We start from the raw sequence: 23,837 nt of genomic DNA on the forward strand, positions 1-23,837 counted from the left end.
ACGAGCGGCAGCCGATCGCCGCGCACATTCAAGGAAGAATTAAGGAGGCTGAGATGGCCGACAAGGTAAAAGTGCTGGTGGTGGGTCTCGGCAATATGGGCGCCTCGCACGCCAGCGCCTATCACCGCTCGGACGGTTTTCAGATCGTCGGCATCATGAGCCGCTCGATCAAGAGCAACACGAAGATACCGGCGGAATTAGCCGGCTATCCGCTCTACGAGGATTTCGATCTGGCGCTGAAGGAAACCAGGCCGGACGCCGTGTCGATCAACAGCTGGCCAAACACGCACGCCGAATATGCGCTGAAGGCGATCGCGGCCGATTGCCATGTGTTCATGGAAAAGCCGCTCGCCACCAACATCGAGGACGCCGAAAAGGTCGTGGCCGCCGCACGGGCGAAGAACCGCAAGCTGGTGCTCGGCTATATCCTGCGCGTCCATCCCTCGTGGATCAAGTTCATCGAGGTCGGCAAGACGCTGGGCAAGCCGCTGGTCATGCGCCTCAACCTCAACCAGCAGAGCAGCGGCACCGCCTGGCACTGGCACAAGAACCTGATCGATTCGCTGATCCCGATCGTCGATTGCGGCGTGCACTATGTCGACGTCATGTGCCAGCTCACCGGCGCCAAGCCAGTGCGCGTGCACGGCATCGGCGCCAAGCTCTGGGCCGAGGCCGACAAGCAGAATTACGGCCATCTGCACGTCACCTTCGATGACGGTTCGGTCGGCTGGTACGAGGCCGGCTGGGGGCCGATGATGAGCGAGACGGCCTATTTCGTGAAGGATGTGGTCGGGCCCAAGGGCGCGGTGTCGATCGTCGCCGGCCAGGCCGCGAGCAATGACAAGGACGCCGAGGTCTCCAATTCGGCCGACATCGACCGCCACACCAAGACCGATGCGTTGAAGATCCACTATGCCTCGGTCGACGGCGACAAGAATTTCTCCAAACCGGACGAGATCGTCAGCATGGAGGACGAGCCCGGCCATCAGGAACTGTGCGATCGCGAGCAAGCCTTCTTCCTGCGCGCCATCCGCGAGGATCTCGATTTGACCGAGCAGATGGATGCGGCGGTCAACAGCCTGCGCATCGTGCTCGCCGCCGAACAGAGCATCGTGCTGGGGCGCACCGTCGAGCTGGCCTGACGCAATCCGGCTGCTGGCGCTGGAGGAGGAACCAGCCCCACCACAGCATGATCCAACCGCGACGGCTGGGCTCGCCCTTGGCGATGCGGGAACATGCAAGGGAGAGAAAGATGGTCACCGACAGTCTGCTGAAAACCTATGCCGAGTCCGATGCGCTTGACCTGGCGGGACTGGTGCGCGGCGGCCAGGTCTCGCCGGCGGAGCTGGTCGAGGCGGCGATCACGCTGGTCGAGCGGCTCAACCCGGCGCTCAACGCGGTGATCCATCGCCTCTACGACATGGCCCGCGCGCAGGCGCAAACGGTCGACAGATCGGCGCCTTTCGCCGGGGTGCCGTTCCTGCTCAAGGAACTCGCCTCGTCCTGGACCGGCGCGCCGAACACCAATTCCTGCTTCTACCTGAAAGACATCGTCGCCGACTTCGACACCGAGGTCGTGCGCCGCATGAAGGCGGCGGGGCTGGTGCTGGTCGGCAAGTCCAACGCACCGGAGAACGGCTGGTCGATCACCACGGAGCCGAAACTCTACGGTACGACGAAGAACCCGTGGAAGGAGGGCATCACGCCCGGCGGCTCGAGCGGTGGCGCGGCGGCGGCCATCGCCGCGCGCATGGTGCCGATCGCCGAGGCCAGCGACGGCGCCGGTTCGATCCGCATTCCGGCCTCCTGCTGCGGCATCGTCGGCTTGAAACCGTCGCGCGGCCGCGTCAGCCTCGCGCCGTTCGGCGACTACTGGTATGGCGGCGCCTATTTCCTGTGCTGCTCGCGCAGCGTGCGCGACACCGCAGCCTATCTCGACGCGGTATCCGGCGCGCTGCCGGGCGACCCCTATACGCCGCCGGTCCCGGACGGCTCCTGGCTCATCCTGTCGGCGCGGGCGCCGAAGAAGCTGCGCATCGGCTTTTCCGTGTCGCCGCCCAACGGCACGGCGATCGACCCGGAGGTGAAGGCGGCGGTGCTGGCGACCGTCGCGACGCTTGAAGGGCTGGGGTACGATGTCGAGGAACACGACGTACCGCTCGACGCCAATGCCGTCTGGGCGACCTACACCAACATGACCTGCGTGCAGACGGCGGCGACCTTCGCTTACCATGAAACGGTGATCGGCCGGCCGGTAACCCCAGATGACGTCGAGCCGGTGACCTGGGCGATCATCGAGCGCGGCCGTGCGACCAGCGGCATCAGGCACATCAGCGATGTCGAGCAGCTCAGGCAGGTCGGCCGCGACATTGTCGCCGATCTCAGCGCCTACGATCTCTTCATCACGCCGACGCTGACGCAGCTGCCGCGGCCGTTCGGCTATTACGACATGTCGGAGACCGACATCGACCGCTACAACGCCAAATGGACGGATGCGGTGTTTGCCTTCCCCTTCAACATTTCCGGCCAGCCAGCGATCTCATTGCCGCTCGGCTGGTCGAAAGGCGGCGTGCCGATCGGCGTGCAACTGGTCGGCCGCTATGGCGACGAGGCGACGGTGCTGGCCGCGTCGGTGCAGCTGGAGCAGGCGATGCCGTGGAGGGAGAGGCGGCCGCCGGTGAGTAGTTAGTTGGCTAGGCAATCAACGTCGAGTTCCGTGGCGCCCCCCTCTGTCCTGCCGGACATCTCCCCCTCAAGGGGGGAGATTGGACGTTTCGGCGCCGGCTCGTCTTCTTGCAATGTTGAAAATTGGCGAAAGCGGTCACGGCAGCCGATCTCCCCCCTCGTGGGGGAGATGCCCGGCAGGGCAGAGGGGGGCGTCGTAGAGTGGCGGCCTACCCAATCGTCTCCAGCCGCCTCGGCAGCCGGTTCATCGGCCTCGGCCCATCCGGCGTGATCAGGAACTGGTCTTCCAGGTTGAAGCTGGCGAGGCCGTCTATATAGAGCGGGATTTCGAAGGCCAGCACCATGCCGGCCTCGATCTCGACATCGCTGTCGGCGGCAATGAACGGCCATTGTTCGGAGAAGACCGATTGACCGACGCTGTGACCGAAATGGCCGCGGCGATAGGAGCGCAGCCCTTGCCGCGCCAGGCTTTCGGTGGTCACGCGGTGCACATGGGCGAGCGTGTTTCCCGGCACGAGCGCGGTCAGCGCGTCCTCGAAGGCGCGCTCGGCGATGGCGTGCAGTTCCGCCTGGTCGGCGGAAGGCGGACCGAAAGTGAAATTGCGCGACATGTCCGAGGCATAGAACCCGACCGTGCAGACCATGTCGCACTTCAAGGGATCGCCGGCCGTGGCCTTGGCGTCGGCGCCCTTGGCCCGGGCGCCCAGCGTCACATATTCCGCCGTCGCCACCGCATGGGACAGCCCGGCCGCCGCGTCGGCGACGCCTTGCCGGTAGAGCGCGACGAGATCGGCCTGGCGCATGCCGCCCATCGCATCCACCTGCAGCCGCTCCAGCCCGGCTTCCGAGAGAAAAATGCCTTGCTGCAGGAGATCGATCTCGCGCTGCGATTTGATGGCCCGCAGCCTGTCCAGCACCGGCGAGCCGTCGACCATCGGGCAATCCGGCAGCAGCGCCTGGATGGCGGCGAAATCGGCGGCGGGGATAAAGTCGAGGTCGACGCCCAGCGTCGCGCGCGCCAGTCCGAATTCGGCGAGCATCGCCTGCAGCTGACGGACCGAACCGGCGAGATCGAAGGTGGCGGGACGGGAGAAATCGGGCGCGCGGCCGAGCGAGGCGAGGCCGGCCTCGATGCGCGCGGCCAACGGGAGGCCGTGAGATCCTGTCTCGACCGGTGCGGATTCGATCCAGATCGGGTGCGAGCGCACCACCGCCTCGGGCGCGGCGGTCCGCAGCTGCGCCGCGTTGAAGTCGGCGACCACGACGCCGATCGGCAGGTCTTGCCGGGCCGGGATGACGACGAAGCCGCCGCCGGCACGCCGGAACAGGCCCGCCGGGCCGATCCACGCGCCAGTCGCATAATGGAACGCCTCGGGCGCTGAGAGCACCAGCGCCGCGATGCCGGCCCGTTGCATCAAATGCGTGGCGCGCTGGCGGTCGACAAAGCCGGTCATAGTCTTTCTCCGCATGCTTGAAGCGGCAACGGAGCATTGCGGGTGCGGACAATCAAGCCGGTTGCTCGAACCTCATCATCCCTGGCCGAAGCAGCCGCAAGGCGGCGTCCCGGAAAGCTCGACCGAGACAAGAATGGCATTCCATGTCAAAACTTGCGCAGGGGGGAGATTTCATGAGGATCGACAAAGCCGGTGCCCTGAAAAAGACAGCCATGGGCCTGTTGGGACTGGTCGTCGCCATGGCGGCGGGGTGCGGTTCAATCGACTATCAGAAACTCACCACGGGTCAGCTGTCGGGAAGCCTTTTCGTCATGTGGGTCGGTGCGGGCAACAGTTCGGGCGACGGAAACTTCCTGTTCGTGCCCGACCCACGAGATCCATTGATCTTCCATCGATCGGATCCGTCTGCTCCGGGCAGCACGATCCAGCCGGGTCTCATGTACACGGATGGCGGTTCGATCCCGAAAATCGCGCAGATCTTCAAGGGGCTGTCGCCATGGGGCTACGCGCCGGCCTATATGATTCATGATTGGGTCTTTATCGCTCACCATTGCATAGTGGACGGCAGCAGCGAGAACCGGTTCGACCAGGTTCGCGGAATAGAATTCGACGATTCCGCCGCGATTCTCGGCGAAGCGGTCAAGGCGCTGATCAAGGCTCGACAAGTTGCCCCCGACGACGTGGCGCCAAACGCCATAACGGCTGCCGTCGGAAGCGTGATCGCCAGGAACCTTTGGGATGAGAAAGGCGCTTGCAAGTCCCTGCAGGTCAGCGCGAAGGACATCGCAGCCGCGGAGGCAGCCATACCGGGATCGACCAGCAAGGCACGGAATTTGAGGGCTTTCCAGGTTCCGGAGACGATCGCGCCCGCAATTCCCCAGGCAAAGCCGGCGAAGATCGTGGCTCGCGTGACATTTTGAGACGGACCCCGTGTTGAGACGGGCCCCGGGGCAAATGCCGATGCTGCTGGTCACCCTGGCTTTGGTCAGCTCAAAGGCTCGCTTTTCCGGGCTTTTCCGGTTTCCGCCCGGATAAAACGAAAAGGCCGGACAATAGCCCGGCCTTTTTCGTAGATGCTTGATTCCCTGAAGGAAATTGGAGCGGGTGAAGCGATTCGAACGCTCGACCCCAACCTTGGCAAGGTTGTGCTCTACCCCTGAGCTACACCCGCTCACACGGCGTCTTGGCCGCAAGCCGGGCCTATATGGCTGAAGAGCGCGGCGATTGCAACAGGGAATCGCGAGCCTTTTTACAAGCTCCGGGGTGATGCCGGCAAACCGCCGGCGCCGGGCGGATTTCACCGTCGCCTTGCGCGATGGTCTTGTGTCTGCCGCCTTATTGGCCGTAAACGGCAAGGCAAGCAAACGGACGAAGAAGAAGATCGATGCCGAAAACCGAAGCTGAAATTTTTGCATTTTTGGCCGAACTCGGGATCGCTGTTTCGACGATACGCCATCCGCCGCTCTACACGGTCGCCGATTCACAGGCGCTGCGCGGCGAAATCGCCGGTGGGCACACCAAGAACCTGTTCCTGAAGGACAAGAAGGACAATTTCTTCCTGGTGACCGTCGGCGAGGACGCCGTCGTCGATCTCAAGCAGATCCACCAGCTGATCGGCGCCGCCGGCCGGGTTTCGTTCGGCAAACCGGAGATGCTGATGGAGCTTCTCGGCGTCGCGCCGGGCGCGGTTACCGTGTTTGGCGTCATCAACGACAGGGAAAACCGGGTCAAGCTGGTGCTCGACAAGGATTTGATGGAGCATGCCGTTATCAACGCGCATCCGCTGACCAATGAAGCGACGACATCGATCGCGGCGGCCGACCTGATCAGATTCGTCGAGGCAACCGGGCATGATGCTGCTATCTTGAAAGTCTCGGCGTGATCGCCACATGGATGGCGAAACCGACTTCCAATGAAGACTTTGCGCCGACCCGCGGGCCGGCGGCGCAACCGAAAGGGTGACGAGATGAGCGACAACAATCCGTTTGGCGGGTCATTCGGCAGCAATGGCGGCCAGTATTCGACCTCGGTCCAGTATGGCGGAACCGAGCCCGCGCGCGCGAAAGTCGCGCTTGGCGATGCGCCCGCCGGCCCCGTTGCTGCCGGTCCCGCTGCTGCTGGGGATGTCATCAAGGACACCACGACCGCCGCCTTCGCCGCCGACGTCATCCAGGAATCGCGCCGCCAGCCGGTGCTGGTCGATTTCTGGGCGCCGTGGTGCGGGCCTTGCAAGCAGCTCACCCCGCAGCTGGAAAAGGCGGTCAGGGCCGCCGGCGGCAAGGTCAAGCTGGTCAAGATGAACATCGACGATCATCCCTCGATCGCCGGCCAGCTCGGCATCCAGTCCATTCCCGCGGTCATCGCCTTCAAGGATGGCCAGCCGGTCGACGGCTTCATGGGCGCCATCCCCGAGAGCCAGATCGCCGAATTCATCACCAAGGTCGGCGGCAAGGGCAATGGCGCGCCGGCCGTGGCCGAGGCGCTGGCGGCGGCGACCGAGGCGCGCGACGCCGGCGACATGCAGACCGCCGCCGATATCTATGACGCCGTGCTGGCGCAGGCGCCGGATACGATCGAGGCGATCGCCGGGCTGGGCGAGTTGCTGTTCGAGGCCGGCGACACGGACGGCGCCGAAGCGTTGCTGGCGACGGCACCGGAGGCCAAGAAGGATGCGCCGGCGCTTGCCGCCGTGCGCGCCAAGATCGCGCTGGCGGCGCAAGCCGCTTCGCTTGGCAATCCGGCCGAGTTCGAGCGCCGGCTGGCCGACAATCCCAACGACCATCAGGCGCGTTTCGATCTGGCCATGATCCAGAACGCGAGGGGCGAGCGCACGGCGGCGGCCGACAATCTGCTCGCCATCATCAAGGCCGACCGCGCGTGGAACGAAGACGGCGCCAAGACGCAATTGCTGCAGTTCTTCGAGGCCTGGGGCATGACCGACGAGGCGACGCTGGCCGCGCGGCGCAAATTGTCGTCGCTGCTGTTTTCCTGAGCCGGTTATCGGCTGTTTTGTCGCACAGGCTTGCGAGATCAGGCCAAAGCGCCAGATAGAGCAGGCTGGAACCAGGCAGAGTTGACGCGCTTCCTTGTGGAAGCGATCGGAGGAACGAGGTGCAAGCGGGAAACGCGCATTACCGGCTCGCCAAGGATTTGCCGTCAGCGATCCCGATCTTTCCGCTCGAGGGGGCGCTTCTGCTGCCGGGCGGCCGCATGCCGCTCAACATCTTCGAGCCGCGCTACCTGCAGATGGTGGACGAGGCGGTTGCCGGTTCGCGGCTCATCGGCGTTATCCAGCCCCGCCTCGACGGCGCGCTGCGCGACGATGGCGAGCCGGAGCTCTGCAATGTCGGCTGTGCCGGGCGCATCATCGCCTTTTCCGAGACCGGCGACGGCCGCTACCTGATTTCGCTGCAGGGCGTGTGCCGGTTCCGCATCGCTCACGAACTGACGGTCAAGACGCCGTTTCGCCAGGCCAAGCCGGCGCCCTTCCTCGCCGACCTCGATGAGGACCAGGCGGCGGACGAGATCGACCGGCCCGCGCTTTTGAGAGCATTTCGCGCCTATCTCCAGGCCAACGACCTGGAGGCGGACTGGGAAAGCGTCAGCCGCGCCGAGAACGCCATGCTGGTCAACGCGCTGTCGATGATGGCGCCCTACGGGCCGGCCGAAAAGCAGGCGCTGCTCGAAGCGGCGGACCTGAAGACGCGCGCCGAAACGCTGATCGCCATCACGGAGATGGCGCTGGCGCGCGAGAACGAGGATTTTGGTTCGAGCCTGCAGTAAGATGCGTCGATATCCGGCCGGCCTGCAAATGGCGGCCTGACCCGGATCTCAACACATCATCGGCGTGAAGCTGGAGGAGAGCGCGATGGCGGATGGGCGTGACGGAAGGAAGACCACTGTCGATCCCAAGCTGCTGGAACTCCTGGCCTGCCCGCTGACCAAGGGGCCGCTGGCCTGGGATCCGGAGCGGGGCGAGCTGATCTCGCGGGTCGCCAAGCTCGCCTATCCGGTGCGCGACGGCATCCCGATCATGCTGCCTTCCGAGGCGCGGACGATTTCGGCGGAGGATGTGCTGTCGCCGCCGAAATTGGGTGGGCCATCGTAAATTCGAACATATGCGACGAGAAGATTGCCAGAGGCTAGCGGGAAAGCGCCCCCCTCTGTCCTGCCGGACATCTCCCCCACAAGGAGGGAGATTGGCTGCTGTCTCCGCTTTCGCCAATCTCCAGCGTTGAAAGACAGGCCGGCTGGCGAAGCTGCCGATCTCCCCCAAGTGGGGGAGATGTCCGGCAGGACAGAGGGGGGCGCTGTCCCGCCGACGTCAAGGTTGCCTCTCACTCCTGCTCCGCCGTGGGTAACGAAGGTGAGGCTGGGCCTACTGAAAATTGCGCCCCTTGGGCATGACCCTTTCCGCCTCTTCCGATAGCGTTGCGAGATCCTGCCCGACCGGTGCTTTGCGTATCGCGGGTTGGCTGGAGCGATCGGTTCCCTGCCTGGAGACGTGCCGCTGAGAAGCAGCGTCCGGCCCTCCCGCCTCGCTGACCTTCTCCAGCAGCACGGTCAGCCAGGGTGTCAGGTCCTCGATATTCTCGGCGACGATGTGGACGACACCGGATTCCGACTGCAATTTGCCGCTGACCTTCACGAACCGCGCGCCCATGACGATGGGGCGGAAGCGGGTAAAGGTTCTCTCCCAGAAGATGACGTTGGCGACGGCCTTGTCGTCCTCCAGCGTCAGGAAGATCGCGTTGCCTTTGCCGGGACGCTGGCGCACCAGCACGAGGCCGGCGACGGAGACCCGCCTGCCGTCGCGCACGGAAGAAAGGTTGGCATTGGGCGTGATGCCGGCGCGGTCGAGCCGTTCGCGCAGGAAGGCCACCGGATGCGCCTTGAGCGACAGGCCGAGCGAGCGGTAGTCGTGGATGACATGCTCGCCGAGCGGCATTTTCGGCAGCTTGGTCTCGGGCTCCAGCTCGCGCAGGCGCAATGCCGGCTGATCGAACAGCGGCAGCTTCTCGGCGGCACTCTTGCCGTCCAGCGCGCGCACCGCCCACAAGGCTTCACGGCGATCGAGGCCGAGTGAGCGGAAGGCATCGGCCTGCGCCAGCCGCTCGATCTCGTGAACATCGAGGCCGGAGCGCAACCAGACGTCGCGGACGGACAAGTAGCCGGAGCCGCGTCGCGCGACGAACTGCTCCATGCGTTCCTCGGACAGTCCCTTGATCTGCCGGAAGCCAAGCCGCACGGCGTGGGCCGTCTCGATGACACCGCGCATTTCGGCATGGCGCGGCAGGATGCGGGCCGGGTCGAAAGGCGTTTCCTCAAGGGTGCAATCCCAGGTGGAGAAATTGACGTCGACCTCGCGGATATCGACGCCGTGGTCGCGCGCGTCACGCACCAGCTGCGCCGGCTGGTAGAAGCCCATCGGCTGCGAATTCAGGATCGCGGCGCAGAATACGTCGGGATAGAAGGTCTTGAACCAGCAGGAGGCATAGACGAGCAAGGCGAAGGAGGCGGCGTGGCTTTCCGGAAAGCCGTATTCGCCAAAGCCCTCGATCTGCTTGAAGCAGCGTTCGGCGAAGTCTTTCGTGTAGCCCTTGCCCATCATGCCGTCGATCATGCGCTGGCGGTAATTGCCGATTGTGCCGGTGCGTTTGAAGGTGGCCATGGCGCGGCGCAATTCGTCTGCCTCGCCCGGCCTGAAGCCGCCGGCGACGATGGCGATCTTCATCGCCTGCTCCTGGAACAACGGCACGCCCAGCGTCTTGCCGAGGATCTCTTTCAGCTCCGGCTTGGGATACTCTGCCTCCTCCTTGCCTTGGCGGCGGCGCAGATAGGGGTGGACCATGTCGCCCTGGATCGGGCCGGGCCGCACGATCGCCACCTCGATGACGAGGTCGTAGAAATTCTGTGGCCTGAGCCTGGGCAGCATCGACATCTGGGCGCGCGATTCGATCTGGAAGACGCCGATCGTGTCGGCGCGGCAGATCATTTTGTAGACCTGCTTGTCCTCCGGCGGCAGCGTGGCCAGCACATAGGGTTGCCCATACGGATCCCGCGCCTTCGGATAGTGCTCCGTAAGCAAGGTGAAGGCGCGTTGCAGGCAGGTCAGCATGCCGAGCGCCAGGATGTCCACCTTGAGGATCTTCACCGCGTCGAGATCGTCCTTGTCCCATTCGACCATCTTGCGCTCGTCCATCGCCGTCTTGACGATCGGCACGATCTCGTCGAGCCGGTCCCGGGTGATGACGAAACCGCCGACATGCTGGGAGAGGTGGCGGGGAAAGCCCATGATCTCGTTGGCGCGTTCCATCACGTGCCTCGACACGGGGTCGGTCCGGTCAAGGCCGCCGGCGCGGGCTTCCTTCTCGCCAAGCTCGGAGGTCGACCAGCCCCAGATCGAGCCGGACAGAGACGCCCTGACATCCTCGGACAGGCCCATCGCCTTCGACACTTCGCGCAGCGCCGAGCGGCCGCGATAGCTGATGACGGCGGCGGCCAGCGCGGTGCGCTTGGAGCTGTATTTCTCGTAGATGTACTGGATGACGGTCTCGCGCTTTTCATGCTCGAAATCGACGTCGATGTCGGGCGGCTCGTTCCTCTCCTCGGAAATGAAGCGTTCGAACAGCGTATCGATCTTGTCCGGCCCGACTTCGGTGATGCCGATGCAGAAGCAGACGATCGAATTGGCGGCCGAACCACGGCCCTGGGACAGTATGTCCTGGCTGCGGGCGTATTTGACGATGTCGTGGACGGTGAGGAAATAGCGGGCGTAGTTGAGGCGCTCGATGAGAGCGAGTTCTTCCCCGATGCGCTTGATCACGAAGGCAGGCACTCCGGCCGGGTAGCGCCTGGCGGCTCCCTCCCGCGCCAGTCTCTCAAGCTCCGCCTGTGGGCCGAGACCCGATTCCGTCGGCTCGTCGGGGTAGTTGTATTGGAGGTCGCTGAGCGAGAAGGTCAGCTCTTCCGCGAACCGCAAGGTCTCGGCCAGCGCCTGCGGATGCCGGCGGAACAGGCGGGCCATCTCCATCGGCGGCTTCAGATGGCGCTCGGCATTGGCGGTGAGCTGCAGCCCAACCTCGGCGACCGGCGTGTTGAGGCGGATCGCGGTCAGCACGTCCTGAAGCGGCCGCCGCTCGGCGGTGTGGTAGAGAACGTCGTTGGTCGCCATCAGCGGGATGCCGGCACTCTCTGCAAGCGCGGCTGCCTGCTCGATGCGGAAACGGTCATTGCCGGCATAATCGGGCGAGACGCCCAGTCGCAGGGCTTTACCGAAACGGTCCTTGAACTGGCGGATGAGGGCGAGACTGTTTTCAGCGCCCGCCACCGGATCAGGCAGCACCGCCAGCGACATCAGGTCTCCCCATTCGAGCAGGTCGCCGCGCTGAAGCAACGTTGCGCCCTTTTCGGTTTCGTCACGCAGGTTGGCTTGTGTCAGCATGCGGCACAGATGCCCCCAGCCCGCGCGGTTCCTGGGATAGGCGAGAATGTCCGGCGTGCCGTCGCAGAAGACCAACCGGCAGCCGGGATGATAGAAAAGCTTTTCGACCTTGGCCTGCTGCCAGGCGCGCACCACGCCGGCCACCGTGTTGCGGTCGGCAAGGCCAATCGCGGAGAAGCCCAGCAGCTTGGCCGCGACGACCAGCTCTTCCGGCTTGGAAGCGCCGCGCAGGAAGGAGAAATTCGACTGGATGCCGAACTCGGCATAGGGGATGACGGTCAGCGCGTTCATGCGAAGATCCCGTGCATGAACCAGTGCGGCGGGATCTGCGAGGCGCCGCCGTAAAGCCCTTGCCGGTAGAGCCAGTAGCGGCGGCCGTCGGCATCCTCGATGCGGAAATAGTCGCGTGTCGATGCCGCGGCGTCGCTTGGCGCCTCGCGCCACCATTCGGCGGCGATGCGTTCCGGTCCCTCCGCACGCGTGACCCGGTAGAGTGCGCGCCGCCAGCGGAAATTCAGCGGCGGTCCCTCAGGCATTTCGGTGGCCGGCACCTCGATCGGCTCGGGCGCGCGGAACAGCCGGATCGGCCGCTCCGGCGGGAAGATGGTCATCGGCGCCTGCAACCGGTCCGGCTTCCTTGGCGGCGTGGTCCGGCGCGGGGCCTCGGTGAAGGGGATGGTCGCGACAGCGCGTTCCGGCAGATGGCTTTCCACAGCGACCGGCTGCAGGACAGCACCTTCGCCGAGCCGGGCGCGAATGCGGTCGGCGAACAGCGCGATGTCGGCGCCGTCGTCGTTCACCTCGCCGGTCAGATCGGCCTGTTGCATGTCGAAGGCGGCGGCCGCCAGCACGGAAAGCCGCACCAGGTCGAAACCATAGCCGGCATCGATATGCTGCTCGAGCGCGGCCAGCCTTTCATGGAAGAGTTTCTGGATCAGCCGGGGATCGCGCATCGGCCGCGAGGTGCCGAGCGCAATGCGGCTGACGGCGCCGTCGACGCGAAAGAGCAGCAGTGCCAGCGTCCGGGCACCCTCGCCGCGGCGCTCGAGATCAGCCTTCAAGGTCGTCGCCAGCATACCTACCAGCCGCTCGATCTCCTCGGTCAGCGTGACGGGCTCGGCGAGATGGCGCTCGACCGAAAGCGGCGCCACGGGAAGGCGTGGCGAGACCGCCTCGTCAAGACGGCCAAGCGCCTGGTCGAGGCGCAGCAGCAAGGAAGCGCCGAAGCGGCGGGCAAGCGGCGCGCGGGGTGCCGCCATGACGGCGCCCGCCGTACGCAGGCCGACACTTTCCAGGCTGATGCGTGTTTCCGGCGCTATGCGCAGTGCCGCCAGCGGCAAGGGTGCGAGCAGGGCCTCCTCCTCGCCTGACACGACGATGCGGTCGCCGCAAAAGCGCGCCGCCGCCCAAGCCGCGCCCGGTGTCGCGGCAAGCCCGGCACGGACGGCAAAACCCTGATGAAGGAAGCGCGACAGGATGTCATCCAGCATGGGGCGTTCGCCGCCGAACAGATGGGTGCAACCGGTGACGTCGAGAAACAGCCCCTCGGTGCCGTCGATCGCCACCAGCGGGGTGTAGCGGTCGCACCAGTCGGCAAGGCCTTCGAGCAGGCGCCGGTCGGCCTCGGGATCGGCCTCGACGATGTCGATCGACGGGTACATGGCGCGCGCGTCGGCAACGCCCATGTCGCGTTTCAGGTGCAGCGCCTCAGCCCGCTCGTCGAGGGCCGAGATACGCTGTGCGTTCCCGTGGCGGTGGCTGACCACCAGCGGCGGGTGAGATAGCGTCAGGTGAGATGGCGGCCGGGAACGCCAGGACCGCCCCAGACGCTGGCGCAGGATCCTTTCCACCGCCAGATAGGGAAACCACAGGGACAGGATCCTTTGCCCGGTCTCTTTCGCCGCTTCTTTCGTCGCCCGCTCTTTCATCGAATCCGCGTTCATCGGGGTTCCACTCCAGTGTGAATTGTCCAGGCAGGGCCGTGCGGCTCTTGCCGATGGTGATGGTGAAGGCCGGGCGGCCGATCGAACCGGCGAGCGGCCCGGCGACCGTGGTGCGCGACACCGCCGGCGCCGACGCGACGATGAGGCGGACGGGCGCCGCCGTCGGCTCGGGCCCGGCCGCCTGCCGCAGCAGGAACACCGGCCGGCCGGCACTCATCGCCCGCGCATGCAGCCGGCGCGTCGCGGTCAGGTCCAGCCGCTGCGGGTTGCCGCGAATTTCCAGGATGACAGCAGCGAGCGCCGTCATCCGGGCGGCCTCCTCGGCGACCCACAGCGCATCGACAAGCCTGGGCGCCTCGGAAAACAGCAATTGCTCCGGCTCGATGCCGAACGAAGCGTGCAGTCCCCTGGCATAGGGAAAGCCGGCCTCGCGGAAGATTTCCGTGGTGCCGATCCATAAGATGGGCAGCCCCCGGGCCTGCTTGAGGATCAGGCTGGTGAGCGACAGGGCGAAACCGGCGACGGCCCCGGCATCGCGGGTTTCCAGGCCATGGATTTCGCTGAGCGCGGCTTTCGGCAGGCCGCCGCTCAGGGCAGCATCGAGGCGGTCGACGCCGATTGGCAGGAAGGCATCCGGCGGCGCCGCGGCAAGGCCGCGGCGGATGATCGTGAGATCAAGGCTGGGCGTAAGATCAAGATTGGGCGTGAGATCAAGGCTGGAGGTGAGATCAATGTTGGAGACGGGATCGGGGCTGGCGCCAGCACCAAGGGTCGCGGCGGCCGACGCCTGCAGGCGCTCGGGCAGCGTTCCCTCGATCTTCGCAATCTGGCGGCGCAGGGCAAAAACAGTCTCCCGCGCCACGGCGGTCATCGCCATGACGGTCAGCTTCCACTCACAATTGTTCCTGTTATGTTCTAATAGATTCCAGAGGCGGTCCGAAGAGTCAAGCAGAGTCACAAGGAATTTATTCCTGGCTATCTGCAAGCGCGGGGCGCACCGGCCGCATCGTTTGCCGATTCCGGTGCGAAAGCCTATATGCCGGGATCAAAGGACAAAGCATGGCTCGCATCTACAAAACCCGCACCTGGCACGGCGAACTTGCGCCCTCGATGGAGGAGTTGGAGTTCCTGGCGCTGGAGGCCTACGCCCATCTGCCGGAGGAGTTTCGCAAGCTGACCGGCGAGATCGTCATCCAGATCGCCGAATTCCCGACCGACGAGATCATGGACGATTTGTCGCTGGAAACACCGTTCGACCTGCTCGGCCTGTTCGAGGGACGCGGCATCGCCGAACGCTGGAACCCGCAGACCGGCGAAGGCCCGAACCGCATCACGCTCTATCGCCGCGCCATGCTCGACTACTGGGCCGAAAACGAGGAAACGCTGGGCGACATCATCACCCACGTGCTGATCCACGAGATCGGCCACCATTTCGGCCTGTCGGACGACGATATGGAGCGGATCGAAGAGGCTGCCGAGTAGGCTGTGCCGATATTCAGGTGAGGCCGGCCTGCAAATGGTGATCCCCTGCGCTTCCGGTGCTCACGTACCCAAAAGTACGCTCCGCTCCGGTTCTCGGGCACCACCATTTTCGACTCGGCCTGACCTGAATCTCAACACAGCCTGCGTCGGAGCAGGCCGAGAGCCGATCACGTGCGTCATCGCCTTGTTAAATTATACAAGTTTTGATATAAGATTCGCATGCCGGTGAAGCGACTAGAGTTTCTTGGAGATTCCCTTGCGCAGCTCCGGGATTTTCCAGAAGCGGTGCGCAAGGAAACGGGTGTCCAGTTGCATAAGGTTCAGCTCGGGTTTGAGCCAAGCGACTGGAAGCCGATGACGACAGTAGGCCCCGGCGTGCGGGAGATCCGCGTCCGTGACGATGCCGGCGCGTTCCGGGTGCTTTATGTCGCGAGCATAGGTGACGCTATCTATGTGCTGCACGCCTTCCAGAAGAAGACGCAACAAACGGCGAAACGAGATCTGGATCTTGCCGTATCGCGGTTCAAGCAAATCTAGTGGAGGTATGACGATGGAACGCCAGAGTTTCGAGAACGTGTGGGACGCGCTGGAAAATACTCCAGCCGAGGCCGCCAACATGACTATGCGTTCCAATTTGCTGATCGCGATTGAACAGCGGGTGCGCAGTTGGGACGTTACCCAGGCCGAAGCGGCCAACCGGCTCGGGATTACCCAGCCGCGCCTCAACGACCTCCTGCGGGGCAGGATCGCCAATTTCAGTCTGGACACCTTGATCAACCTTGCCGCGCTGGCCGGGCTTACCGTGCGTCTTGAAATCGCCGAGGCTGCCTGATGCTGTCTTTGATCGAGCCTACCAGTCGCTGAGCTTGGTATCCGGCCCATATTCCTGGCCCTCGACGTCCTTCACCACGGCCTGGCCGCAGCGCATGGTCTTGGCCTTCTTGTCATAGGCGTAGGTCGGCGAGCCGAACAGGTGCCAGCCCTTGTTCAGCGCCGCCGTCACCTTGTGGCAGAAGCTGGCATCGTCGGGGGCCGTCAGAAAGCGATAGAGTTTCATTTTTCAGTCCTGTCGTGAATATTCATAGCCCGCGAGCATAGGGCCGATATCATGCGCCGATGGCGGCGGCCTTCGCCAGCAGTTTTTCAGCCTGCGTCAGGTGCAGCCGCTCGACCATCCTGCCATTCAGCGCGATCACGGCCTTGCCGGCATTTTCGGCAAGCGAGAAGGCGTCCTTCACCGCGCGCGCCTCGGCCACCGCTTGCGCTGTTGGCACGAAGGCGCGGTTGGCGGCTTCGATCTGAGCCGGGTGGATGAGCGTCTTGCCGTCGAACCCCATGGCGGCGGATTCCGTGCATTCGCGGGCGAAAGCGTCGAGGTCGCGAAAATCATTGGCGACACCGTCCAGCATGCAGAGGCCGCCGGCGCGCGCGGCCAGCACCATCTGCATCAGCCAGGGCACGAGGTAGCGCCGATCGGGTGTCGCCAGCACGCCGGTGTCCTTGATCAGGTCATTCGTTCCGGCAACGAAACAATCAAGGCGCGAGGCCGGATCGCGGCCAAGTTCGGCGATCGCGCCGATGTTGAGCAGCGCCTTGGGCGTCTCGATCATCGCCCATAATTTTACGCTATCGGGGGCAAAATTGTCGTCGAGCATATCGCCGGCCTCGAGCAGGTCGCGCGGCGTATCGACCTTGGGCAACAGGATGCCGTCGGGTTCGCAGCTTGCGGCGGCCAGCAGGTCATCGGTGCCCCATTCGCTGGACAGCGCATTGATGCGGACGATCATCTCGCAGCGGCGATCGGCATCGGCGAAGATCTTCGCCAACTTCCCGCGCGCGGCGATCTTGTCGGCCGGCGACGAGGCATCCTCCAGGTCGATGATGACGGCATCGCACGAAAGCTGCGCGATCTTGGCCAACGCCTTGTCGTTGGAGGCCGGGACGTAGAGCACCGAACGGCGCGGATGGTAGGTTTCGGTCATGCCCCGATCTATGCCGCGTGTGGCTGGTGGAGGCAAGCGGGCAGGGGCTGGCGTTTCACCCTCCCCCTTGTGGGGAGGGTCGCTGCGAAGCAGCGGGGTGGGGGTGCGGCACCGGCCCCCCCCCCGCCCTGCGGGCCGCCCGCCCCCCCGCGGCACCGACCCCCACCCGGACCTGCGGTCCGACCTCCCCACAAGGGGGAGGTAGAAGTCGCCCTCCTCGTCCCTGCACGAAAACTGCACGCGACTGCGGAAAACCTCCTTGCATCCGCCGCACGGTTTCCCTGCGGGCCTGCGAGACGGGCGGCATGCAAAAGCGAGCAAGCCCCCGTCTGCCCTACCGGTTGCGCAGTGAGTGCTGGTGGCTGGCCGATCCGCCACGGGCGGGTCCCACCGCCATGCTCATTCCCTTTGTCCGCAAGAGCCCGCCGCCAATGCGGCCGGATGCGATCAGGCCAGAAGCTGCCAGGCCAGATGCTACCAGGAAGGTCGGTTCATGACGTCGTTCTTCACAGCGGCACCAAGCTATTGCAGCCGCTTCGGCATTGCCGTGCTGCTGGTCGTGCTGGCGGATTTCCTGTTCTACGGCCAGCCGGCCGGCATCACGGTTTTGCTGTTCGCCATCCTGATCGCCGCCGCGGTCGTGGCCGTGCATCCCGCGGCCTTCAGCGATAGCAGAGTCTGGCTGAAGCCCGCCGCGCTGCTGGTCGCGCTGCTCCCGCTCGCCGAAAATGCCAGCGCCTTGTCCGTCTCGATCGCGCTTGCGGCCCTGGTCGTGTTCGCGCTTTCGCTGAGCGGACGCCTGCGGCACGGCGTTGCCCGCATTGCCCGGCAGATTGCACTGTTTTGGCTCGCGGCGCCGTTTCGGCTCGTTGGCGATTTCATCCGTTGGCGCAGCGCAGCGCGCCGGTTCGGCCGGCGCCGCGTCCGGCTGGCGGCGATCGCCGTCTGGGTGATGCCGTTGACGCTGGGCGCCGTCTTCCTGGCGCTGTTCGGCGCCGCCAATCCGGTCATCGGCTACTGGCTGTCGCTGGTCGACCTTCTGAAGCTGCTCGATCTCATCCAGCTGGCGCGCATTGCCTTCTGGCTGTTCGTGCTCGCCGGCGTCTGGGCCTTTTTGCGGCCACGCCTGCCGCGATTTCGTCAGCGCGCTTCCCGGCCAAACCATGTCCCGGCTGCTCAGCCGGCGACCAATCCGCAAGTTCACGTCATCGAGGATATCGTTTTCGGCAAGGCGGCCATCCTGCGCGCGCTGATCGTCTTCAACGTGCTGTTCGCGCTGCAGACCGGGCTTGACGTCACCTATCTGTGGGGCGGGGTCGTCCTTCCCGACGGCTTAAGCTACGCCGCCTATGCGCATCGCGGCGCCTATCCGCTTGTTGTCACCGCACTGCTCGCCGCCGGTTTCGTCCTCGCAGCGCTGCGGCCCGGCAGCGCGACCTCGGCCGATCCGGTCGTTCGCCGGCTGGTCTATGCCTGGGTGGCGCAGAACATCATGCTGGTGATCTCGTCGATCCTGCGGCTCGATCTCTATGTCGGCATCTATGCGCTGACCTACTGGCGTATCGGGGCTTTCGTCTGGATGGGGCTGGTGGCGGCGGGCCTTGCGCTGATCATCGCCCGCATCGCCCTGCGAAAATCCAACGAATGGCTGTTCTCCGCCAATCTTCTGACGTTATCCCTGGCGCTTTATGGCTGTTGCTTCATCAACTTCGCGGCAACGATCGCCAATTACAATGTCGACCATTCCCTCGAAATGACCGGCCAGGGCATTCCCCTCGACGCCTGGTATCTGCGCTCGCTCGGCCCGGGCGCGTTTCCGGCGCTCGACCGGTTCTTCGATCACCAGGACAAGACGCCTGCCGCCGGCGCTGTCCGCGAGCTGGAGCGTATGCGCGACAGCGACGAAAGCTGGTACCGCAAGGTCCAGGACAACTGGCGGGCCTGGAGCTTTCGAGACTGGCGCCTGCTGCGCGATCTCGACAGCAAGGGGTCGCTCGTGCTTCCTCAGCCCTCGCAACCTACCGCGCCGGACCGCTGATCCATGCCGCATCACATCCTCGTCGCCGACGATGACCCGCATATCCGCGAGGTGATCTGCTTTGCGTTGGAAAAAGCCGGCATGAAGACGGCTGCCGTTTCCGACGGCGCGGCCGCTCTGCGAGCGATCGAACGGCACACACCTGACCTGGTCGTGCTCGACATCGGCATGCCGGAGATGGACGGGCTGGAGGTCTGCCGGCGGCTCAGGCACACATCCGATGTGCCGGTGCTGTTCCTGTCGGCGCGGGACGAGGAGATCGACCGCATCCTTGGGCTCGAAATGGGCGGCGACGATTATGTGACGAAACCGTTTTCCCCGCGCGAGCTGGTCGCCCGCGTCAACGTCATCCTGCGGCGCGCCCGGCCGATGGCGCCCGAACCGGCCGACGACAGACAGTTCGCGCATGGCAAGCTCATTCTGGTGCCGGCCAGCCACGGCGCCGCCTTCGATGGCAAGCCGCTGTCGCTGACGGGTATAGAATTCTCGATCCTGAAAGGGTTTCTGGCGCGGCCGGCGCATGTGCTCGACCGCGACGCGGTGATGGCCAATGCCTATGCCGGCAAGGTCCATGTCGCCGATCGCACCGTCGACAGCCATATCCGCAACATCCGCGCCAAGCTGGCGGCGGCGGGTTGCCTTGACGCCATCGAGACGGTGCATGGCGTCGGCTTCCGGCTCGGCCGATGCGGCTGACCAGTTCGCGCAAATGGATCGGCCGCAAATGGCGGCCACGGCTTGCCACCGTCGTCGTCGCCATCCTGGTCATGGTGATGGCGCTGCCGCTGGTCGGCCTGTTCTTCTTCCGGCTCTACGAGAACCAGCTGATCCGCCAGACCGAGGCGGAACTGATCGCGCAAGGTGCGGCCATCGCCGCCATCTACGCGCAGGACGTTCGCGACGCCGGCATCGCGCCGGAAAAGCTTGGCGCGCCGACACCTGGGGCAAATGGGATCTCAAGCCGAAGCGCCAATCCCGACGGCCCCTACCGGCCGATCGAGCCGCGCCTCGATCTCGCCTCGGATTATGTGCTTCCGACCCGGCCGGCGGCGACGCCCGCAATCGCCGATCCCGCCTTCGCCGCGATCGGAACGCGACTGTCCGGCATTCTCGACGCCACGCAGAAAACCACGCTGGCCGGTTTCCGGCTGCTCGACCCCCGGGGCGTCGTCATTGCCGGGCGCGGCGAGGTCGGGCAGTCGCTCGGCGAGGTCGAGGAGGTGCGCGCCGCGCTTGGTGGCCGCTATGCCAGCGCGCTCAGGCTGCGCATTCCCGACCAGCCGACGCCGCCGCTCTATTCGGTCAGTCGCGGCACCAAGGTGCGTGTCTTCGTCGCTTTGCCGGTGGCCGTCGACGGCAAGGTCGCCGGCGTGGTCTATGTGTCGCGGACGCCCAACAACATCGTCAAGCACCTCTATGGCGAGCGCGGCAAGGTGACCTTGGCGGCGATCGCCATCCTCGGCGGCACGCTGCTCATCGGCCTGGTCTTCCTGCGCACCGTCAGCCGGCCGATCTATGCGCTGATCGACCGCACCGAGCGCATTGCCGCCGGCGACCGCGACGCGATCCGGCCGCTCGACCACCACGGCACATACGAGATGGCCGAGCTTTCCGCCGCCTTCCTCGACATGGCCGAAAAACTGCAGGCGCGATCCGACTCGATCCAGACCTTTGCCACCCATGTCTCGCACGAGCTCAAATCGCCGCTGACGGCGATCCAGGGCGCGGCCGAGCTGCTGCGCGATTCCGGCTCGGCGATGGACGATACCGAGCGCCGGCGCTTTTCCGACAACATCGTCACCGATGCCGGCCGGCTCAACCTGCTGGTGCGGCGGCTGCTCGACCTGGCACGGGCGGAAAACCTCGCGCCCAGCGGCCAAAGCACCTCGATCGATGCAGCGCTCGCCCTGCTCCCGGTCGACACCAGGCTGGCGGTTCGCGTCGAGGCCGGCGGCGACCTGGCCTTGCGCATATCGGCGGAGAACGCGGCGATTGTGCTGGGCAATCTCATCGACAATTCGGCCCGGCACGGCGCGACACAGGTTTCGATCATCGCTGCAAGCGCCGGCGGCAAGGCGACGGTGCTGGTCGGCGATGATGGCGCCGGCATTTCGCCGAGCAACCGGGCACGCATCTTCGAACCGTTCTTCACCACGCGGCGCTCTACTGGCGGCACCGGCATGGGCCTCGGCATCGTGCTGGCCCTCCTGAAAGCGCATGATGGCATGATCCGGCTGGTTGACAGCGAGCGCGGCACGCGCTTCGAGATCATTCTGCCGGTAGTATGAGAGTGAGCATGGTTCCGAAAACCGGCGGCCACTTTTCGGGATCATGCTCTAGGCTTGGAGAGGCATAAAGCGTGCGCTACGACATCGTCATCATCGGCGGGGCCATCGTCGGGTCCTCCATCGCCTATTACCTGCGCGAGGAAGGATTTTCCGGCTCGATCGCGCTGATCGAGCGCGATCCGCAATTCGCGCAGGCGGCAACGACGCTGTCCATGGCCTCGATCCGCCAGCAATTCTCCATTCCGGAAAACATCCGGCTGTCGCAGTTCACGCTGAAACTGTTCCGGCGGCTGAAGGAGGAGTTCGGCACCGATGCCGATATCGGTTTCCGCGAAGGCGGTTATCTCATCCTCGCCGGAGAAGCCGGGCTGCCGATCCTGAAGGCCAATCACGAGGCGCAGATCGCCGAGGGCGCCGACATCGTGTTCGAGAACGCCGAGCAGCTGACGCGGCGCTTCGCCTGGCTGTCGACCGAAGGCATTTCCGCCGGCGCCTATGGCCGCACCGGCGAAGGCTGGTTCGACGCGCATGCGATGCTGACGCTGTTTCGCAAGGCGCTGCGCGACAAGAAGATCGATTTCATCACCGCCGGTGTCACCGGCATCGCGCGCGACGGCAACCGCGTCACCGGCGTCAGCCTCGGCAATGGCCAGACGCTGGAAGCCGGCATCGTCGTCAACGCCGCCGGGCCGAATGCCGGCAAGGTCGCTGCGATGGCCGGGTTGGCACTGCCGGTCGAGCCGCGCAAGCGCAACGTCTTCGTCTTCGAGGCGCGCGAGAAATATGCCGACATGCCGCTGCTGGTCGATCCCTCCGGCATCTATGTCAGGCCGGAAGGCTCGGTCTACCTCACCGGCGGCGCCGAACCCGAAGAGGGCGACGGCCCGGCCGCGCCCGGCGATTTCGAGGTCGACTGGCCGCTGTTCGAAGAGGTGATCTGGCCGGTGCTGGCGACCCGCATTCCGGCCTTCGAGGCGATCAAGTCGACGCGCGCCTGGGCCGGCCACTACGACTACAACACGCTCGACCAGAACGCGGTGATCGGCCCGCATCCCGAGGTCGGGAATTTCATCTTCGCCAATGGGTTTTCGGGTCATGGGCTGCAGCAGGCGCCGGCGGTCGGCAAGGCGCTGGCGGAGCTGATCGTGCATGGCGATTACCGGACGGTGGATTGCGCGGCGTTCGGGTATGGCCGGGTTGCGGAAGGAAGGGCGTTCCGGGAATTGAACGTGATTTGACGCCGGCAGACCAGAGGGGCGCGCGAAGGATCGCTGCGCAGCGTTTTAATTCTGTTGCCCTGCCAGCCGGTATTCACTGGAGAAAGAATATCAGCCCTTCCGGCCGAACCAGAAGGCGTCGGGCATTCGCTTCATGCCGATCCGCTCATAGAAGCCGACGGCGTCGGGCATCGAGATCAGGCTGATGGCGATGGAGGGGCCGAGCTGCCGTCGTGCCTCGTCCATCAGGCCCTTGCCGATGCCGAGCCCCTGTGCCGATCGGGAGACGGCGAGCTCCGAGATGTAACAGACCCAGGAGAAATCGGTGACGGCCCTGACAACGCCGATCAGCGGCTTGCCCTGCACGTCGAAACGGGCGGTCAGCACCAGGTTGGCGCCTGAAAGCATCGCCTGCAGGCGCGCGTCGTCATCGACGGGCCGCGTCTCGCCGAGGCCGGATTCCACCAGCACACGGCGGAATTCGGCGATGCCGAGCGCTGCTTCGCGCGCGTAAAGGACGAGGGGGTTTTGAGCCATGACCGCCAGACTGCATCATCGGCCGGCGAATTCGAAGCCGTTTTTGCGCGGCCGGCGTGGGCTTCCCCATATAAACGATTGCCTTTTATTTGCCCGCGGCTTTGTGTAAACCGTGCCTCAGCAAATTCCCCCCGCAACGAAAAAACGGGCCAAAGCCATGGAAAAATTCACCAAGCTCACCGGCGTCGCCGCGCCGATGCCGATCGTCAATGTCGACACCGACATGATCATCCCGAAGGATTATCTCAAGACGATCAAGCGCACCGGGCTTGGCACCGGCCTGTTCGCCGAAATGCGCTACAAGGACGACGGCTCGGAAAACCCGGATTTCGTGCTCAACAAGCCGGCCTACCGCAAGGCGCAGATCCTGGTCGCCGGCGACAATTTCGGCTGCGGCTCGTCGCGCGAGCACGCCCCGTGGGCGCTGCTCGATTTCGGCATCCGTTGCGTCATCTCGACCTCGTTCGCCGACATCTTCTACAACAACTGCTTCAAGAACGGCGTGCTGCCGATCACCGTCAGCCCCGAGGATCTCGAGAAGCTGATGGACGATGCCTCGCGCGGCTCCAACGCCACGCTGTCGGTCGATCTCGAAGCCAAGGAAATCCGTGGCCCGGATGGCGGCGTCGTCACCTTCGACCTCGACGATTTCAAGCGGCACTGCCTGCTCAACGGGCTCGACGATATCGGCCTGACCATGGAGAAGGCCGGCGCCATCGCCTCGTTCGAGAAGAAGAACGCCGAACAGCGTCCCTGGGCCTGAGCGG

Annotated in this window: 23 protein-coding genes and 1 tRNA gene; 16 read left to right on the top strand and 8 right to left on the bottom strand. The window is 65.0% G+C overall.

Annotation, left to right across the window (positions count from 1 at the left end; all coding sequences use genetic code 11):
* The first annotated feature begins 53 nt into the window (after positions 1-53).
* Complete coding sequence (locus tag LB577_RS26490; RefSeq protein WP_224689569.1) at positions 54-1,142, top strand: Gfo/Idh/MocA family protein; 1,089 nt, start codon at positions 54-56, stop codon at positions 1,140-1,142.
* Positions 1,143-1,252: 110 nt separating this feature from the next.
* Positions 1,253-2,689, top strand: coding sequence for an amidase (locus LB577_RS26495; RefSeq protein ID WP_224689570.1), 1,437 nt, complete (start codon positions 1,253-1,255; stop codon positions 2,687-2,689).
* 205 nt (positions 2,690-2,894) lie between these two features.
* Here LB577_RS26495 and LB577_RS26500 read toward each other — a convergent pair whose 3' ends face one another.
* A complete protein-coding gene (locus LB577_RS26500; protein WP_224689571.1) occupies positions 2,895-4,139 on the bottom strand; it encodes a M24 family metallopeptidase in 1,245 nt (414 codons plus the stop codon).
* A 17-nt stretch (positions 4,140-4,156) separates the two neighbouring features.
* On the opposite strand from LB577_RS26500, the gene LB577_RS26505 reads away from it, so the two are divergent.
* Positions 4,157-5,059, top strand: a complete 903-nt coding sequence (locus tag LB577_RS26505) for a DUF1353 domain-containing protein (protein ID WP_224689572.1) — start codon at positions 4,157-4,159, stop codon at positions 5,057-5,059.
* A 176-nt stretch (positions 5,060-5,235) separates the two neighbouring features.
* On the opposite strand, the gene LB577_RS26510 is transcribed toward LB577_RS26505, so the two are convergent.
* Positions 5,236-5,310, bottom strand: a tRNA-Gly gene (locus tag LB577_RS26510).
* 53 nt (positions 5,311-5,363) lie between these two features.
* On the opposite strand from LB577_RS26510, the gene LB577_RS26515 reads away from it, so the two are divergent.
* The 5 genes from LB577_RS26515 to LB577_RS26535 all read left to right on the top strand — a co-directional run bounded on the left by LB577_RS26515 (position 5,364) and on the right by LB577_RS26535 (position 8,247).
* Positions 5,364-5,543 (top strand): hypothetical protein, encoded by a 180-nt coding sequence (locus LB577_RS26515; protein WP_224689573.1) that lies wholly within the window; start codon positions 5,364-5,366, stop codon positions 5,541-5,543.
* Entirely contained in the window at positions 5,524-6,021 is a 498-nt protein-coding gene (locus LB577_RS26520; RefSeq protein ID WP_224689574.1) for a prolyl-tRNA synthetase associated domain-containing protein, read from the top strand. The genes LB577_RS26515 and LB577_RS26520 overlap by 20 nt, the downstream gene beginning before the upstream one ends.
* Before the next feature lie 84 nt (positions 6,022-6,105).
* The gene (gene trxA / locus LB577_RS26525) at positions 6,106-7,131 is read left to right on the top strand and encodes a thioredoxin (RefSeq protein ID WP_224689575.1); all 1,026 of its coding nucleotides are present in this window, start codon (positions 6,106-6,108) and stop codon (positions 7,129-7,131) included.
* A 119-nt stretch (positions 7,132-7,250) separates the two neighbouring features.
* Positions 7,251-7,922: an LON peptidase substrate-binding domain-containing protein gene (locus LB577_RS26530; protein WP_023769036.1), complete on the top strand. Its 672-nt coding sequence runs from the start codon at positions 7,251-7,253 to the stop codon at positions 7,920-7,922.
* 85 nt (positions 7,923-8,007) lie between these two features.
* Complete coding sequence (locus tag LB577_RS26535) at positions 8,008-8,247, top strand: Trm112 family protein (RefSeq protein ID WP_023769037.1); 240 nt, start codon at positions 8,008-8,010, stop codon at positions 8,245-8,247.
* 270 nt (positions 8,248-8,517) lie between these two features.
* Here LB577_RS26535 and LB577_RS26540 read toward each other — a convergent pair whose 3' ends face one another.
* Genes LB577_RS26540 through LB577_RS26550 form a run of 3 tightly spaced genes read right to left on the bottom strand, consistent with a single transcriptional unit; the run spans position 8,518 to position 14,403 of the window.
* Positions 8,518-11,874, bottom strand: coding sequence for an error-prone DNA polymerase (locus tag LB577_RS26540; RefSeq protein ID WP_224689576.1), 3,357 nt, complete (start codon positions 11,872-11,874; stop codon positions 8,518-8,520).
* Entirely contained in the window at positions 11,871-13,349 is a 1,479-nt protein-coding gene (locus LB577_RS26545; RefSeq protein ID WP_249490967.1) for a DNA polymerase Y family protein, read from the bottom strand. The genes LB577_RS26540 and LB577_RS26545 overlap by 4 nt, the downstream gene beginning before the upstream one ends.
* The gene (locus LB577_RS26550) at positions 13,291-14,403 is read right to left on the bottom strand and encodes an ImuA family protein (protein WP_224689577.1); all 1,113 of its coding nucleotides are present in this window, start codon (positions 14,401-14,403) and stop codon (positions 13,291-13,293) included. Before LB577_RS26550 ends, LB577_RS26545 begins: the two co-directional genes overlap by 59 nt.
* Positions 14,404-14,585: 182 nt before the next feature.
* On the opposite strand from LB577_RS26550, the gene LB577_RS26555 reads away from it, so the two are divergent.
* From LB577_RS26555 to LB577_RS26565, 3 genes are all read left to right on the top strand, one after another.
* Positions 14,586-15,008: a metallopeptidase family protein gene (locus LB577_RS26555; protein WP_013892171.1), complete on the top strand. Its 423-nt coding sequence runs from the start codon at positions 14,586-14,588 to the stop codon at positions 15,006-15,008.
* A gap of 225 nt (positions 15,009-15,233) precedes the next feature.
* Positions 15,234-15,545 carry a type II toxin-antitoxin system RelE/ParE family toxin gene (locus tag LB577_RS26560; RefSeq protein ID WP_224689599.1) on the top strand — a complete coding sequence of 104 codons (312 nt, stop codon included), beginning with the start codon at positions 15,234-15,236 and terminating at the stop codon, positions 15,543-15,545.
* A gap of 13 nt (positions 15,546-15,558) precedes the next feature.
* Entirely contained in the window at positions 15,559-15,840 is a 282-nt protein-coding gene (locus LB577_RS26565) for a helix-turn-helix domain-containing protein (RefSeq protein WP_013892172.1), read from the top strand.
* An 18-nt stretch (positions 15,841-15,858) separates the two neighbouring features.
* Here LB577_RS26565 and LB577_RS26570 read toward each other — a convergent pair whose 3' ends face one another.
* Both LB577_RS26570 and LB577_RS26575 read right to left on the bottom strand, forming a co-directional pair.
* On the bottom strand, positions 15,859-16,065 hold the full coding sequence (locus LB577_RS26570; RefSeq protein WP_023769479.1) for a DUF1737 domain-containing protein: 207 nt from the start codon (positions 16,063-16,065) through the stop codon (positions 15,859-15,861).
* A 49-nt stretch (positions 16,066-16,114) separates the two neighbouring features.
* Positions 16,115-16,990 (bottom strand): HpcH/HpaI aldolase/citrate lyase family protein, encoded by an 876-nt coding sequence (locus LB577_RS26575; protein ID WP_224689578.1) that lies wholly within the window; start codon positions 16,988-16,990, stop codon positions 16,115-16,117.
* Between the two features lie 493 nt (positions 16,991-17,483).
* Here LB577_RS26575 and LB577_RS26580 point away from each other — a divergent pair, with 493 nt between their 5' ends.
* The 4 genes from LB577_RS26580 to LB577_RS26595 all read left to right on the top strand — a co-directional run bounded on the left by LB577_RS26580 (position 17,484) and on the right by LB577_RS26595 (position 22,554).
* Positions 17,484-19,028, top strand: coding sequence for a DUF4173 domain-containing protein (locus LB577_RS26580; protein WP_224689579.1), 1,545 nt, complete (start codon positions 17,484-17,486; stop codon positions 19,026-19,028).
* 3 nt (positions 19,029-19,031) lie between these two features.
* Positions 19,032-19,724 carry a response regulator transcription factor gene (locus LB577_RS26585; protein WP_140572244.1) on the top strand — a complete coding sequence of 231 codons (693 nt, stop codon included), beginning with the start codon at positions 19,032-19,034 and terminating at the stop codon, positions 19,722-19,724.
* Complete coding sequence (locus tag LB577_RS26590; protein WP_224689580.1) at positions 19,715-21,316, top strand: sensor histidine kinase; 1,602 nt, start codon at positions 19,715-19,717, stop codon at positions 21,314-21,316. Before LB577_RS26585 ends, LB577_RS26590 begins: the two co-directional genes overlap by 10 nt.
* Positions 21,317-21,387: 71 nt before the next feature.
* Positions 21,388-22,554: an NAD(P)/FAD-dependent oxidoreductase gene (locus tag LB577_RS26595; RefSeq protein WP_224689581.1), complete on the top strand. Its 1,167-nt coding sequence runs from the start codon at positions 21,388-21,390 to the stop codon at positions 22,552-22,554.
* 90 nt (positions 22,555-22,644) lie between these two features.
* Here the strand turns inward: LB577_RS26595 and LB577_RS26600 are convergent, their stop codons facing one another.
* Positions 22,645-23,070, bottom strand: coding sequence for a GNAT family N-acetyltransferase (locus LB577_RS26600; RefSeq protein ID WP_224689582.1), 426 nt, complete (start codon positions 23,068-23,070; stop codon positions 22,645-22,647).
* Between the two features lie 157 nt (positions 23,071-23,227).
* Here LB577_RS26600 and leuD point away from each other — a divergent pair, with 157 nt between their 5' ends.
* Positions 23,228-23,833 (top strand): 3-isopropylmalate dehydratase small subunit, encoded by a 606-nt coding sequence (gene leuD / locus LB577_RS26605; protein ID WP_023769353.1) that lies wholly within the window; start codon positions 23,228-23,230, stop codon positions 23,831-23,833.
* The last annotated feature ends 4 nt before the right edge of the window (positions 23,834-23,837 follow it).

This window comes from Mesorhizobium sp. B283B1A (assembly GCF_020165735.1).
In the GTDB taxonomy this organism is placed as follows: Bacteria; Pseudomonadota; Alphaproteobacteria; order Rhizobiales; family Rhizobiaceae; genus Mesorhizobium; species Mesorhizobium opportunistum.